The organism is Microbulbifer celer, from assembly GCF_020991125.1.
Taxonomy (GTDB): Bacteria; Pseudomonadota; Gammaproteobacteria; order Pseudomonadales; family Cellvibrionaceae; genus Microbulbifer; species Microbulbifer celer.
In genome coordinates this window covers 2,654,363-2,669,042 of sequence record NZ_CP087715.1, presented here as the reverse complement: position 1 = coordinate 2,669,042, position 14,680 = coordinate 2,654,363, and the positions used below count along the sequence as shown (strand labels likewise).

Here is a 14,680-nt window from a genome sequence, read left to right as displayed (position 1 = left end):
GGTGCGCTTATCTGATTTCCGTCTGAATGCCATCGACACCGTCCACCCCGCCAGCTTCTCTCCTTCTGCTTGTTCTATCCTTTGTTTATCCGAAAGGCAGTGTTGGATATTCAATGTTGGCTCGCTCGTTCGCTTTTTTATTTCATATTTTTCTGCTTTGCGGCGCTTTCCACGGGCAAGCGCTCGGGCAGGCGGACTCTGCGTCGCAGGGCGGCGATCAGGGTGCCTCTGAAGTGAGAACGGTACAGGTGGGGTTGTACCTCAGTCCGCCCTTTGTCATGGAAGAGGGGGAGGTCTATACCGGCATGGCCATAGATCTCTGGCAGGAAATTGCGCGAGAGCGGAACCTGAAATCCATCTATCGCGTTTATTCGGATCTGCCTTCGCTGATGGGGGACACCGAGCAGGGGAAAATAGACGTCGCCGTGACTAACCTCACGGTAACGGAAGATCGCGCCCTCAAGGTGGATTTTACCCAACCATGGTTCGACGCCGGTTTGCGCGTCATGGTTAGTACGAATCAAAAAACCAATATCGGGGATATTTTTCACGGTCTGCACCGGTCGGGACTGCTGACGGGATATTTGTGGTTGATCGCTGTCATCTTTGCCGCCACCTTGCTATTCACGTTGTTTGACAGGCGATTTGACGCGGAATTTCCCTCTCGTTGGCGAGATGGCCTCGCGGAAAGCTTCTATTCGGTGATGTCCATTGTCACTTCCGGCAGAGTCGAAAGAAAAAATCTGTTTGGCTGGGTAGGCAGGATCTGGGGCGGATTGTGGCTGGTATGTGGCGTGGCCGTTGTTTCGTATATAACCGCTTCCATCACCAGCGTGATGACCTCCCTCGCACTCACCAGCCAGGTTAATGGATTGCAGGACCTGCCCGGCAAGACGGTCGGTGTGCTCGCAGGTAGCACTGCGCAGGAATCTATGGTGCGCCACGCGATCAAAACGCGGGAGTTCAAGGACATTGAACAAGCGGTCTCAGGGTTACGCTCGGGTGAAGTGCAGGCGCTTGTTGCCGATGCGCCGGTACTGGCTTACTTTACGTTCCAGAACCCCGGGCTGGGAGTGCGTCTGGTAGGGAAACTTTTTGAGCCGGATAAATACGCCTTTGCTCTTCCTCGGGGCAGTGACCTGACGCGGCCAATCAGCATCGAGGTAATCGCCGCTTACGAAAGCAGACTGATATTCAATCTGAAAGAAAAATATTTCGGGCCGGTACGTTGAATACAAACAACGGCCCGCAACCTGAAAGTCCTGCGATCTTGTAAACGAGGCCTTGTAAGGCAGGTGTTGTAAGTCAGGAATATGCCTGCCAGCCCAGGTAGGCCTTCCATAGGAAGGCGTGGGCGGGCGTGCCAAGAATGGATGTATCGAATAAACGCTGCACCACAATACCGCCCACAAAAGCCAGGCCAATGGCTACGGGTAGAGGAACTTTCTGCAACTGTACCGTCGCATCCGCCTTGTGTTGCGCAAGCAGGTGGCACGTACCCTGTCGCTGTATCTCCATCTGCTGGCGGCAGGTTTCAATCTGTTTATTTAAGGCTTTCAGTGACATCGTTGAGGGCCTCTTTCACTTGGCGGCGGGTTTCATCGAAACTGATTAGTCTGCGCAGCTTGCGTTGGTAGAGCACAATGCCGGTGAGCAAGAGTAGCTGTGTGAGAATGAATACTCCGAAGCCGATATAGACCGATTGCGAGAAATAGTAGCCGGCCAGGCCTACACCAGCACACAGGCTAACGATTAAGGCCACCGCCAGTGGCAACAGGATCAGGGACAGGCCGAGTATCTGTGCTGCGGCGGTCAGTGTGCGGGTGAATTCAGCTCGCGCCAGAGCCTGTAGATTGGCAAACCAGTCACCCGCCAATGCGAACGTTGCCTCCGCGCGGCTCAAAGGATTTGCATCCCAGACAGTTTCCTCTTCAGGAATACCATCACGATCAGGATCGGCCGCGCGTGTTCGCGTCTGCCCTTCCTGTTCCGTAGGATCGATATCGGGTTGTTCCGGTCTCGGCATCGTTTGACGGTTTCCAGGTTCGGTGATTTCCAAGAGGTTAGTAGAAGAAATACCAGCGGCAAGTGGACAATGCGCGAAAGCAAAAGCAGGAAGAAGACACCGAGGGCACCGATAGTAAGGTGCCCACTATCCTGCTTGCTTCAAGGCGCTGCCGACAGTGCGATTAACATATCTACTTGAACAGTTTAGCGATAACCCAGCCGGCGGCGAATGCACAACCAACACTGACCAGCGGGTGTTGTTTGATAGAGTCTTCTGCCTTGTGTGCGACATCCGAGGCGCGTTGCTTGTTGGCGTCTACCGAAGAGCGCGCCCGTTCTTTCAGGTGTTCCTTGGTTTCCGTCATGGCTTCGCCCGCGGTGTGGTAGGCTTGACTCCATTTCTCACGGCCGGAATTGTGATGGGGACTTTTTGCAGTTGCCATAATGCGCTCCAGATCAGAGGAATCGGAACGGCAATATTAGGGTGAGGAGACGGAGCCTCCACAGTGACTGTGAAGACTCCCTGTTATATATCCAATTATTCTGATCAGTAGGTTTTATAAGGCAGGAACTTACCGGACATCACCATATTCACACGGTCTCCTTTTGCGTCTTCCTCTCTCTGGATGTCCATGGAAAAGTCGATAGCACTCATGATGCCATCACCAAACTCTTCGTGTACCAGTTCCTTGATGGTCGTACCATAAACGCTGACCAGTTCGTAAAGGCGATAGATGAGCGGGTCGGTTGGCACGTCGGTAGGCAGTGAGCCTTTATAGGGGGCGATCTGCAGCCAGGCGATGGCTTCGTCCGGTAGGTCGAAGAGTTCCCCCACGATCTCCGCCTGTTGTTTGGTGAACGTCATCTGACCGAGGCACGCGGCGGTGGTCCACTCCTTCGACTGGCCGATGGCATCGGCTACCTGAACCCAGCGCAGGTCTTTGGACACTTTGGCGGCACGGATCATGTCGGTGACTTGCTGTCGATTACTGATCATGATTTTTCCTCTGGTTTGGTTGTTGTATGGGAATGGTCGTAGTGGGATTATTTTGGAGCCTCAGCTTGCAAGCCTGGTCAGTAGATAGATAACCAGCAGCATCAGACCGCCGGAAACCGATTGCCAGAATCGCACCGGGTGGCGATCAATGATTGGTGGGCGTGTGCTGTTGAGGTAGTCCGGGTTTGGGCGGCGCAGGTCGGTGATAAACTCGGAGATTTCCTGGTAGCGGCGGTGAGGATTGGGTTGCAGCGCTTTTTTGAGTGCGGCGTCAACCCATGTGGGAATCTCTCGCGTCTCTGTTAAGAGCGACCGGTAACGCAATTTGTGCTGCGCAGCGATGGTGTTGCAGCGTGCTACCTGAAGCCCATAGGGGAACTCACCCGAAAGCAGGTGATACGTGAGTACGGCGAGAGAGAAAAGGTCTGAATATGTACTGCCGGTCTCGCCGAGAAAGTATTCCGGGGCGCTGTAAAGCGCTGTGCCCGGGGGGAGTGCCGCGGTGTTGTCGTTCAGTCCGGCATGGATCCCGGCGACCCGCGCTGCACCCAGGTCAATCAGTGTGACCGTGCCGGCCTGGTCGATAAGAATGTTTTCCGGACGCAGATCCTGATGCAGGATTTCCGACCGGTGTAGTGCCTGCAGTCCGCGCGCAACCTGCTCGATAATATTGCGCACGGCTTCCAGTGTCGGCTTCGGATTGTCGTGCAGCCACTGTCGCAGCGTCTGGCCATCAATGTATTCCGTCGCGGCATATAGGAAGTTGCGCGGTCGTTGGCAATCCATTACACGAATCACATGTGGATTACTCACCCGTCGCGCCACCCATTCTTCCATCAACAGTGCTTCCAGGTAGGCCGGATCACCGCACAGCTCTGTGGAAGGCATCTTGAGTACCGCGCGCTTACCAGATTGTTGATCCGTTGCCAGATACACATGGCTGCGACTGCTGGCATGCAGGCTACGCTCAATTACAAAGCCATCAAAATGCTCTCCTGCCCCAAGTAGTGGCGGTAGGGGAAGTGTCTCCACCTGTTGTTGCATTATGTGATCGACGCTTTCCGGCAGCCCGTCGATGCGGATCAGTTGCGCGGTGAGATTGTCTGCGCTGCCCGCAGCAAGCGCCGCTTGTGCGAGTTGCTGCGCGGCTTGATCCAGGTCGTTTGTCGGCAACGAGAGCAACTCGATAATCGTCTGTTGGCGCAGGGGCTCGTGAATGCCGTCGGTAGTGAGTAAAAACAGGTCGCCGGGCTCTGTGGCAAGCACGCGATAGTCCACTTCCAGTTCAGTTTCTGCGCCCAGCGCACGGCTCAAGTAACTATTCTGCTCTCCCATCCACTGCCGATGATCGTGGGTCAGCTGTTCCAGGCTGCCATCGCGCAGGCGGTAAATACGGGAATCACCAATATGGAATAAATGCGCCTCCCGGCCGCGCAGGACCAGTGCACTGAAGGTACACACGTAGCCCTTGTCTTTATCCAAACGGTAGGGGCTGTGCCGGGTTTGTGCCTGCAACCAGGCGTTGGTAGCGCGTAGGACCTGTTGTGCTGAGTGGCGCACGCTCCAGGCATCGGAGGTGCAGTAATAATCTTCGAGGAAACTTTTGACCGCGGTTTCGCTGGCAATCTGGCTCACACTGCTGGAACTGATGCCGTCGGCAACCGTGAACACGGCGCCTTTGATTTTCAGTTGTGATGCATTGGGGATGCAGGCCCCGAAACAGTCCTGATTTTCCGGCTTTTTTCCGGCGTCGGAATATTGGCCGAGTTTGAGGGTAAGGGATGTCTTCATAGCTAGAAGTGCGCCCCGAAAAAGGTGTTATTGATAATTGAGTTTCGGGCGCAGGTATAGTAACCGGGGACAGCTTTGTGAGACCTTCTAAAACAGGGATGTTTTAGAAGAGCCCCCATGGATGGGTTCACGGCGTGTCTCACAAAGCTGTCCCCGGTCACTATACCGCCACTGAGCTAGGCGTAGGCAGGGCGGCAATTATCTACTGATACCGAATTCAGGCTAGCGCCTCTTTACCCGCCGGCTTGGTGCCGCCACCAGCCGCGAGCTGACGCTTGGGTGCGGTTTTGTAGTGAGTGCTGTACAGGGTCAGACCGGTAAACGCCAGGCCGCCCACCAGGTTCCCCAGAGCCGTGGGAATCTCATTCCAGATAAAGTAATCCATCACGGAGAAGTCACCGCCCATGATGATCGCGCTCGGGAACAGGAACATGTTCACCACAGAGTGCTCAAAGCCCATAAAGAAGAACAGCATGATCGGCATCCACATCGCCAGCACCTTGCCGCTCACATGGGTGGAAATCATCGCACCCACCACACCCATGGAAACCATCCAGTTGCACAGCATGCCGCGAATGAAAATACTGAACCAGCCGGCAGCACCGTATTCTGCATAACCCAGTGTGCGGGCTTCACCGATGGTAGAAATTTTCGCGCCCACTTCACCGGGATCAATGTTGAATCCCATGGTGAAAATAAAGGCCATCATTACCGCCACGGTCAACGCACCGGCAAAGTTCCCCAGAAATACCAGACCCCAGTTGCGGAGTACGCCCTGTACGGTCACTCCGGGTCGTTTATCCAGCAGGGCCAGTGGTGTCAGTACAAAAACGCCGGTCAGCAAGTCAAAGCCCATCAGGTACAGCATACAGAAACCGACGGGAAACAGGATGGAGCCTATCAGGTGCGAGCCGGTGGCAACGCCAACCGTGACCGCAAACACGGCTGCAAGCGCGAGAATGGCTCCGGCCATAAAGGCGCGCACCAGCGTATCGCGGGTAGACATATAGATTTTGGATTCGCCCGCATCGACCATTTTGGTCACGAACTCCGAAGGTACTAAATAGGCCATGGGATCACCTTTTTTCGCGCATAAAAAAGCGCCCACACCAATCCTCGTCTTTGACAAGAATCAGTGATGGACGCCGTTATCCAATAAGTCCGAATTGTTACTGGCCCGCAGGCCGCGAGAGCCAAGCAGGGCTCTCCAAGATCACAGTCATAAAACCGTCGTCAGAGATATTGCAATCTCGATGCCAACACGGATTCTCGGCGCTGTGGCGTGCAACTTAGCGTCTGGCGATGGTTTCAACGCGAGCCCGGGCACTTGTTGACTTCTTGTGGTGCGGAGGAGGCGGTGTGCTCTGTTGTGGTGCGCTCCGTGCAGTCTGTCTGGGATTCGCCCCGACTGGTGAGAATGGAATACAAATTGCTGCAGGTTTTCTGTAGACGGGTAAAGAACGTAGCGAACGATCACTTCGCCGGAGGGCCTTGAAGATGGAGCGTCACACTGACCGCACCCGTGGGGTAGCCCCTGTAGCCAACACCCCGGGCGCAGAAAAGTTTTTACTAGCCGCCAAGCGTGCAGAAATCTGCTCACTGCGACAATTGGCGGAAAGCTGTGAATTGGTAACGGCAGTGAGTGATCTGGTACACCAGCTACAGCGTGAGCGGGGCATGAGTAATATCTTCCTTGCCTCTGGTGGTGCACGCTTCCGGGGACAGTGGCAGGAACAGATGGACCTTGTGCGCCGCAGCAGCGAACGCTTGCAGCGGCAGTTGTACCTGCGTTACCTGAAACAAGAGGGCGCTGCGGGGATGCGCCTGCTCAACAGCATCGCCTATTCCCTGCAGGGGCTGGATGACCTGGACGGGCTGCGGGTGCAGGTTGAACAGTTGGCGATTGCGCCGCTGGACTCGACCCGAGCCTTCTGTCGCCTGATTGGCGGGCTGCTGTCGATCGTGTTCGAGGCCGCAGATGTGGCGGATGACCCGGCCGTTACCCGGATGCTGGTAGCCATGTTCAACTTCATGCAGGCCAAAGAATATGCCGGGCAGGAGCGGGCCTGGGGCGCTATCGGCTTTGCCCGCAGTCGCTTCGACAGCGTACTGCACGATCGGCTCTCTCATCTGCAGGAAGCCCAGCACCGGAGTGTCGAGGTCTTTATCGAGTTTGCCGAGGCGTCCGATCAGGCGCGCTGGCAGGGGATTGAAAACAGCCCGCCCGCGCAGGATCTGAACCGGTTGCGACGGGTGATCCGCGGCCTCGCCGACGGTGAGCCGATTGCCGCGGAATTGAGTGAAGTCTGGTATGAGCTGGCTACCCAACGCATCGATTGTATGCACAGCCTGGAGGATCACCTGGCGGGCAGGTTGTTGGATATCAGTCGTCAGCGCGTTGCGGAAGCAGAGTCTGAACTGGAAGACCACCATGCGCGCATCCATGCCCTGAAAGCCATTGTCTGCCCGAACACTTCACCGCTTACCATGTTGTCTGACCCGGAGGTGCCGGGGCTATACGGTGCCGGGGAAGGTGCCGCGAAGGAAGCGGCCGCGGAATGCGTACCGCCTGCTCAGGGGCTGACACCGAACCTCGCCCGTTCCATCTACGACCTGATCCGCGGCCAGGCGCATCGTATCAAGCAGATGGGGGACGAGCTGAACGATGCCCGTCGAGCGCTGACAGAACGCAAGCAGGTGGAGCGGGCAAAAGGCGTGTTGATGCGGAACCTGGGGCTCAGCGAAGCGGCGGCCTATCGCAAAATGCAGCGTCGGGCGATGGCGTGTAATTTACGCTTGGCGGATGTGGCAGCGACCATTATTGAGATAGGAGAAAAGGCCGCGGAAAAAAGCACGCAGGCTTAAGCGAACACCTGCCGGATATTATCCACCATGCCATCCAAAAGCCGCTGCCGGCTCTCACGGCTGATCCAGGCATTGTGTGGGGTGATGATCAGGTTGGGAATATCGTTGGCCAGTAACCGATGATCCGCCGGCGGCGGTTCCACACTCAGTACATCCAGTGCGGCACCGGCAATCGTGCCATTTTTCAGTGCCGTCACCAGCGCCGCCTCATCCACCAGGCCACCGCGGGCGGTGTTGAGCAGAAACGCCGAGTCTTTCATCGCCACCAGAAAATCCTGGTCCACCAATTGCTCGGTTTCTTCTGTCAGCGGACAGTGCAGGCTGATCGCGTCGGACTCTGCCAGCAGTTTGGGCAATGGCGTGCGCCCGGGTTTGCTTTCCCCGGTAAAGGATTCCGCAACCAGCACTTCCATTCCCAGCGCCTCCCCCAGACTGGCGACTTTCTGCCCCAGATCCCCGTAACCGATAATGCCGAGCTTTTTCCCCGCCAGTTCCATCACCGGATAATCCAGCCGACAGAATACCGGCGACTGGCTCCAGCGCCCGTTCTTCACATCTTCACTGTATTGGTGCCAGCGGGTGGCAAGGGCCAGCAGCAGGGCGATGGTGTGTTGTGCGAGTGAGGTGCCGGTATAGCCGGTGACATTCTTGACCGGGATATTGTGCTCCGCAGCGGCGTCCAGGTCGATATTGTTGGTGCCGGTGGCGCAGACACCGATGAGTTTGAGGTTGGGGGCGCCTTCGATGAGGTTGCGGTCGAGGACGACTTTATTGGTGATGACAACGTCGGCGTTTTTGATGCGTTCGGCGGTCTGGTCTGGGGTGGTGGTGTCAAAAAGGTCCCATTGATCAACCGCGTTCTCCAGTGCGGAAGTGTCCAGTTCTTCCAGTTTCATGGTGAGGGTATCGAGAAATACGCCGTGCATTGAAAGCTCCTGTAAGCATTTCTGTTAACTACACAGTATCTGGACGCTAAGGCCCTCAGGGGCGGTGCCGATACCGGGTGCAGCCTTGCAAGACACGAGCTAGGCGCCCCCCCCGTTAACCCATCCATGGGGGCTCTTCTGCGGGGTCCCTCTCGCAGAAGGTCTTACAAGGCTGCACCCGGTATCGGCACCTTCTCATCAACTTTTATGGTTACATCACCCGCATACCCGGCTGCGCGCCTTCGTGGGGTTCCAGAATCCAGATATCTTTACCACCGGGGCCGGCGGCCAGCACCATGCCTTCACTGACACCAAAACGCATCTTGCGCGGCGCCAGGTTGGCCACCATCACCGTGTGCTTGCCAATCAGATCTTCCGGCTTGTAGGCACTCTTGATCCCCGCAAACACATTGCGTGTCTCACCGCCCAGGTCCAGGGTCAGGCGCAGCAGCTTGCCGGCACCTTCCACATGTTCCGCATTCGCGATCAGCGCGATACGCAGGTCTACCTTGGCAAAGTCATCGAACTGAATCTGCTCCGCAAGCGGGTCATCTGCCAGTGGGCCTTTTGCCGCGCCGGCGACCTCGGCCTGCAATTGTGCCAGGGATTCCTTCGCCGCTTCCTGCATCGCGTCAACCTGAGTCTTTTCAATACGCTGCATCAACGGCTTGAACTTGTTGATGGTGTGACCGGCCAGCGGCGTGGTGGCGGTATTCCAGTCCAGCGCCACACCCAGGAAAGCTTCGGCTTTCTTGGCCGTTTCCGGCAGCACCGGCGACAGCCAGGTGATGAGCGCGCGGAACATGTTCACACCCTGGGAGCAGATCGCCAGCACCTCTTCCTCTTTGCCTTCCTCCTTGGCCAGAGACCAGGGCGCTTTTTCGGCAATCCAGGCATTGGCGGCGTCTGCAAGGCCCATGATTTCACGGGTGGCGCGACTGTATTCGCGGGCTTCAAAAAAGTCGGCAATGCGCGGCGCGGCTTCCACAAACTGGTTCCACAGCGCTTCGTCGGCGAGCTCGCTGGCTAAGACGCCGCCCGACTTGCTCACAAACTTGGCGGTGCGCGAGGCGATGTTCACCACCTTGCCCACCAGATCGGAATTTACCTTGGCGATAAAGTCTTCCAGGTTCAGGTCAAGGTCGTCCACGCCCGCGGTGAGTTTGGCGGCAAAGTAGTAGCGCAGGTATTCCGGATTCAGATGGTCCAGGTAATTGCGTGCATTGATGAAGGTGCCGCGGGATTTGGACATCTTCTTGCCGTTGACCGTCAGGAAGCCGTGTACACAGACCTTGTTGGGGGTGCGGAAGTCCGCGGAGTCCAGCATGGCGGGCCAGAACAGGGCGTGGAAGTTGACGATGTCCTTACCGATAAAGTGATACACCTCGGCAGTGCTGTCTTTTTTCCAGTAGTCCTGCCAGTCGAGCCCCTTTGCATCGCAATAGTTCTTCAGACTGGCCATATAGCCAATCGGGGCGTCCAGCCAGACGTAAAAATATTTGCCCGGCGCATCCGGGATTTCAAAACCGAAGTAGGGCGCATCGCGGGAGATATCCCACTCCTGCAGGCCTTCGTCCAGCCACTCGGACAGCTTGTTGGCCACCTCGTCCTGCAAGGTGCCGGAGCGGGTCCAGTTTTTCAGGAAATCGGTAAACGCCGGCAAGGTAAAGAAGAAGTGCTCCGACTCTTTCTCGACCGGGGTGGCACCGGAGATGGCGGACACCGGGTTGATCAGCTCGGTGGGGCTGTAGGTGGCAGCGCAGACCTCACAGTTGTCGCCGTACTGGTCTTCGGCCTTACATTTCGGGCAGGTGCCCTTGATGTAGCGGTCCGCCAGGAACAGTTCTTTCTCCGGGTCGAAAGCCTGGGTAATGGTGCGCGAGGCAATGTGGCCATTTTCTCTGAGGCGCTTGTAGATCATCGCCGACAGCTCGCGGTTCTCTTCCGAGTGCGTGGAATGATAGTTATCCACGCCGATCAGGAAGTCGGCGAAGTCGCGCTGGTGTTCTGCCTGCATATTGGCGATGTGCTGCTCCGGGCTCAGGCCCAGCTGCTCCGCTTTCAGCATGATGGCGGTGCCGTGGGCGTCGTCGGCGCACATGTACAGACAGTCATTGCCGCGGGCGCGCTGGAAACGGGCCCAGATATCGGTCTGGATATACTCGAGGATATGACCCAGGTGCAGCGAGCCGTTGGCGTAGGGCAGGGCACTGGTGACGAGGATGTTTCTGGGCTGGGTGCGAGTCTGAGACATCGTTGATTCCAAAAAGCTGCGAGACTTGACTGTCGATGGTGAAACTGTGCGGTGGCGCGCGGTGCGGACCACCGGGAAAGAGCGCGGAATATAGCAGAAATGGGCACCGCAAGGCACCCGGCGCAACCCCCGGGGTGTGCTCGCTGGCGCTTGTCATGACCTCGCCCCTTGCCCACAATGCCGGCATTCCCATTACCACAGCGCTGCCACAGGGCATCGCTGCAACAAACCATTCCCGGACACGTCAGTGAGGACAACCCGTGACAGACCATCACTCCCACCATGACCACGATCACGAAGAAATTCCGGCCGATATCCAGCGGCAGCTGGAGCAGGTGGCGGAAGTCATCGGCCTGCTGGAGGACCCGGCCACCGGCCTGCCGCTGGATCAGCTGGAGGCGGAAATCGAGGTCGGGTTTGATGAGGGCACCGTCTATACCGGAGTGACCCTCGGATACCCCTGTGCCAGTGCGCAGGCGTCTTGGGCCGAGCGTATCCGCACCGCCTGCGAACCACTGCTGGCGGAGGGGCCGCTTGCGGGCGCGGAAATCCAGAGTGATCTGTTTTTCGACATAGGTCGTACAGAGACAGGAGAGGTGCCTGAATCACTGCGCGCGGTAAAGAATATTATTGCCGTTGCCTCTGGCAAGGGCGGTGTAGGCAAGTCTACTACCGCCGTGAATCTTGCCCTGGCGCTGGCGGCAGAGGGTGCCAGAGTGGGGCTGCTGGATGCGGACATTTATGGTCCCAGCCTGCCCACCATGCTCGGTACCGAGGGGCTCCGGCCGGAGGTGAAGGGCGGCAAGTTCTTCGTGCCGGTAGCGGCGCATGGTCTGCAGACCATGTCCCTGGGCTACCTGCTCACTGAGGATACTCCGGCAGTGTGGCGCGGCCCCATGGCCAGTGGCGCCCTGAACCAGATGCTGACTCAGACACTGTGGTCAGAAGGGAATGGCGCCGAAGATGGAGAGCTGGATTACCTGGTGGTGGATATGCCTCCCGGCACTGGGGATATCCAGTTGACGCTGGCGCAGAAAGTCACGCTGTCAGGGGCGGTGATCGTGACTACGCCACAGGACCTGGCGCTGGTTGACGCCATCAAGGGCGTGGAAATGTTCCGCAAGGTGTCGGTGCCGGTGCTGGGGATTGTGGAAAATATGTCCCTGCATACCTGTTCCAATTGTGGCCACCGGGAGCCGATTTTTGGTGCCGGTGGCGGCGAGCAAATGGCGGCTGATTACGGTACCCGGTTGCTGGGGCAACTGCCGCTGGCGATGTCGATTCGAGAGCAAGCCGATGGTGGCAAGCCGACCGTAGCGGCGGAGCCGGAAGGCGAAGTCGCCACACTTTATCGGGAGATTGCACGCAAAGCCGCGGCGCAGGTGTGGTTGGCCTCGGAAGATGATGCAGCTTTCCCGGAGATTGAAGAAGTTTGAAGCAGTTTATGTCCAATTTCCTACCTGACGGGAATTGGGCATATATACTGAGTGATCACAAATGACCAATTTGGGCTACGGCAGCTCAGATTGGCCCACTAGTAGTCTCCAGGAGGTCGTCAGTTGGGGTTCCAGATTCGCTTTGATCACAGCGCTCGTATTGTCAGGGCCACCTTTTTCGGACAGGTTGAGCTGGAAGATAAACTCAATGCTGCGCAACAGGTCGCGGAGAAGTACGGCCACTTGCAGCCCCTGCCACTGCTGGTGGATGTGCGCGAGGCTGAAATTCTCCTTACTCTCGAAGAGCGCAAGGCGTTTGGTCAGTTTGCTGCGCGTCTTCCGGGGTTGAGGCATGCGCGCACCGCCGTTCTCCATGCACCCGAAATCAATGCCAACGTAGTCATTAATGACTGGGCGCGAAACGAAGGCATGTTGCTGGGAGAGTTTATTACTGAGCACATGGCGCTTTCCTGGCTTGCTGCGGATGTCGTTACCTGACGGGTTCCTGTTTTGCTTTTCTACTTATCTCCTATCTCCCTTCTTACTCCCCGAATTTTAAACGGCGTCGTGTATCCAGAGTTCCCGAGTATTGACGCCTTTGTTTCTTGTGCAAGAAAAATTGTAGATCAGAAAGGGAAGAGATTTTCGTATTTGAGACTTTGGTAGCCTTTTATTCTTTTTGGAGACGGGGCGTTGTGGTTCTATTTGTCTTCGATTTTCGTGTTTGTGGTGTATGTCTTTTTGTGGTCGACACCGTGACAAGACAAGTAGCGGGAACCCGGCAGTATGAGTTTTCGAATTCGATACGATGCAGAGCAGCGTCTGGTACGGCTGCTTTTTTATGGAGAGGCGACGTTTGATTCCCGTATCGAAGCCATACGGCAGCTGGCGGCCAGGTACGGTCATCTAAAGCCGCTGCGGATACTGGCGGATGTGCGCAAGGTGAGCAAAATGTCGATGAGTAAAGAGGAACAGATCGCGTTCGGCTGGTTTGTCGGTGGGCAGGAGGCGCTTAAAAATGCCCATATTGCGGTATTGAACAAACCACAGCTGAATACCACCGCGGTTATGCGTAATGCCGCACGTCAACAGGGGCTGGAACTTTTCTCATTTCTCACGGAAGCCGAAGCGCTGGAGTGGTTGGCAAGCCGAAACGAAGTGCCGGGATGAGCCTAATGCTGTTCACTTAATGAAATTCTCCGCGAAGGTGGCGACACCGACACTCGGTGGCTTAAGTGAACAGCATTACGGGCTGAGCCGGCATTTCGATGGTGCATCAGGACTGTTGTTGCAACGCCTGTTTTGCCTGCTTCTGACGCAATGCACGCTTCTGTTCACGGCGCGCGCTGGTTGTGGCTTTGGCGTCTTGCCCAATATGGGTTTCCCCACGTACCTTGGCCAGTTGAATTTGCTTTTCCCGTTCACGGAAGCGTGCCTTGTCGGCATCGGAAACGTTGTCGAAGCAGTGCGGGCAGCTGACGCCCTGCTCGAATTTTTCAGATTGCATTTCGGTATCGGTTACCGGCATGCGACAGGCATTGCACTGTTGGTAACTTCCGCGCTCCAGGCTGTGATTGACGGTGACGCGATCGTCGAAGACAAAACACTCTCCTTTCCACAGCGTTTCTTCCTCGGGCACTTCTTCCAGGTATTTTAGAATGCCGCCCTGTAGGTGGTACACCTCGTCAAAGCCCTGCTCCTTGAGGTAGGCGGTGGATTTCTCACAGCGGATGCCGCCGGTACAGAACATGGCGACTTTTTTGTGTTTGGACGGGTCCAGGTGTTCCTGCACGTAGTCGGGAAATTCGCGGAATGTCGTGGTCTGGGGGTTAACCGCGTTCTCGAAGGTGCCGACCTGAACTTCGTAATCGTTGCGGGTGTCAATCAGTAGCACGTCCGGATCGGAAATCAGCGTATTCCAGTCCTGCGGCTTCACGTAGGTGCCCACAGAGCGGAGTGGGTCGATACCCTGAACCCCCATGGTGACAATTTCACGCTTCAGCTTCACTTTGCTGCGCAAAAACGGCATCTCGCCGGTCAGGGACTCTTTGGTGTCCAGATCCGCCAGGCGCGGGTCCGACTTCAGGTAGCTGAGGAGGGCGTCTATGCCTGCGCGACTACCGGCAACGGTGCCGTTAATGCCCTCACTGGCAAGCAATAGTGTGCCGCGCACTTCATTGTCCAGCAGGGTTTTCAGGAGGGGCTCGCGCAGGGTTTCAAAATCATCCAGCGCGACAAATTTATACAGCGCACAGACGACGATGTTTCCGGGCGCGGAGTACTCGGGAGAGGGCATGTCAGTTTCCTTGTTGCGGGCCGGAACGTAAATCCGGAGCAGGTATCCGGGTGCAGTTCTGCCCCGGGGTGGAAAATCGCCGCGCATTTTAACGGATTTTCTCCCAGG

Annotated in this window: 14 protein-coding genes; 5 read left to right on the top strand and 9 right to left on the bottom strand. The window is 56.8% G+C overall.

What is annotated here, in order from left to right; all coding sequences use genetic code 11:
• The first annotated feature begins 113 nt into the window (after window positions 1-113).
• Complete coding sequence (locus LPW13_RS11220) at window positions 114-1,232, top strand: transporter substrate-binding domain-containing protein (protein ID WP_230435454.1); 1,119 nt, start codon at window positions 114-116, stop codon at window positions 1,230-1,232.
• Window positions 1,233-1,305: 73 nt separating this feature from the next.
• Here the strand turns inward: LPW13_RS11220 and LPW13_RS11215 are convergent, their stop codons facing one another.
• The 6 genes from LPW13_RS11215 to LPW13_RS11190 form a co-directional block, all read right to left on the bottom strand.
• Window positions 1,306-1,566: a hypothetical protein gene (locus LPW13_RS11215; RefSeq protein WP_230435453.1), complete on the bottom strand. Its 261-nt coding sequence runs from the start codon at window positions 1,564-1,566 to the stop codon at window positions 1,306-1,308.
• Complete coding sequence (locus LPW13_RS11210; RefSeq protein WP_230435452.1) at window positions 1,544-2,026, bottom strand: hypothetical protein; 483 nt, start codon at window positions 2,024-2,026, stop codon at window positions 1,544-1,546. Before LPW13_RS11210 ends, LPW13_RS11215 begins: the two co-directional genes overlap by 23 nt.
• 172 nt (window positions 2,027-2,198) lie before the next feature.
• Entirely contained in the window at window positions 2,199-2,450 is a 252-nt protein-coding gene (locus LPW13_RS11205) for a hypothetical protein (protein ID WP_230435451.1), read from the bottom strand.
• Window positions 2,451-2,554: 104 nt separating this feature from the next.
• Window positions 2,555-3,004 carry a cyanase gene (cynS, locus tag LPW13_RS11200; protein ID WP_230435449.1) on the bottom strand — a complete coding sequence of 150 codons (450 nt, stop codon included), beginning with the start codon at window positions 3,002-3,004 and terminating at the stop codon, window positions 2,555-2,557.
• Between the two features lie 60 nt (window positions 3,005-3,064).
• Complete coding sequence (locus LPW13_RS11195; protein WP_230435447.1) at window positions 3,065-4,795, bottom strand: bifunctional protein-serine/threonine kinase/phosphatase; 1,731 nt, start codon at window positions 4,793-4,795, stop codon at window positions 3,065-3,067.
• Window positions 4,796-5,012: 217 nt separating this feature from the next.
• The gene (locus tag LPW13_RS11190; protein ID WP_230435445.1) at window positions 5,013-5,867 is read right to left on the bottom strand and encodes a formate/nitrite transporter family protein; all 855 of its coding nucleotides are present in this window, start codon (window positions 5,865-5,867) and stop codon (window positions 5,013-5,015) included.
• 425 nt (window positions 5,868-6,292) lie between these two features.
• Here LPW13_RS11190 and LPW13_RS11185 point away from each other — a divergent pair, with 425 nt between their 5' ends.
• On the top strand, window positions 6,293-7,660 hold the full coding sequence (locus LPW13_RS11185) for a nitrate regulatory protein (RefSeq protein WP_230435443.1): 1,368 nt from the start codon (window positions 6,293-6,295) through the stop codon (window positions 7,658-7,660).
• Here the strand turns inward: LPW13_RS11185 and LPW13_RS11180 are convergent.
• The gene (locus LPW13_RS11180) at window positions 7,657-8,586 is read right to left on the bottom strand and encodes a D-2-hydroxyacid dehydrogenase (protein ID WP_230435441.1); all 930 of its coding nucleotides are present in this window, start codon (window positions 8,584-8,586) and stop codon (window positions 7,657-7,659) included. The genes LPW13_RS11185 and LPW13_RS11180 overlap by 4 nt on opposite strands.
• A gap of 211 nt (window positions 8,587-8,797) precedes the next feature.
• The gene (metG, locus tag LPW13_RS11175) at window positions 8,798-10,840 is read right to left on the bottom strand and encodes a methionine--tRNA ligase (protein ID WP_230435439.1); all 2,043 of its coding nucleotides are present in this window, start codon (window positions 10,838-10,840) and stop codon (window positions 8,798-8,800) included.
• A 260-nt stretch (window positions 10,841-11,100) separates the two neighbouring features.
• On the opposite strand from metG, the gene apbC reads away from it, so the two are divergent.
• The 3 genes from apbC (at window position 11,101) to LPW13_RS11160 (ending at window position 13,446) form a co-directional block, all read left to right on the top strand.
• Window positions 11,101-12,276, top strand: coding sequence for an iron-sulfur cluster carrier protein ApbC (gene apbC / locus LPW13_RS11170; protein WP_230435438.1), 1,176 nt, complete (start codon window positions 11,101-11,103; stop codon window positions 12,274-12,276).
• 123 nt (window positions 12,277-12,399) lie between these two features.
• Window positions 12,400-12,774: a hypothetical protein gene (locus LPW13_RS11165; RefSeq protein WP_230435436.1), complete on the top strand. Its 375-nt coding sequence runs from the start codon at window positions 12,400-12,402 to the stop codon at window positions 12,772-12,774.
• A 288-nt stretch (window positions 12,775-13,062) separates the two neighbouring features.
• Window positions 13,063-13,446, top strand: coding sequence for a hypothetical protein (locus tag LPW13_RS11160; protein ID WP_230435434.1), 384 nt, complete (start codon window positions 13,063-13,065; stop codon window positions 13,444-13,446).
• A gap of 106 nt (window positions 13,447-13,552) precedes the next feature.
• Here LPW13_RS11160 and trhO read toward each other — a convergent pair whose 3' ends face one another.
• Window positions 13,553-14,572, bottom strand: a complete 1,020-nt coding sequence (trhO, locus tag LPW13_RS11155) for an oxygen-dependent tRNA uridine(34) hydroxylase TrhO (protein ID WP_230435433.1) — start codon at window positions 14,570-14,572, stop codon at window positions 13,553-13,555.
• Window positions 14,573-14,680 lie beyond the last annotated feature (108 nt).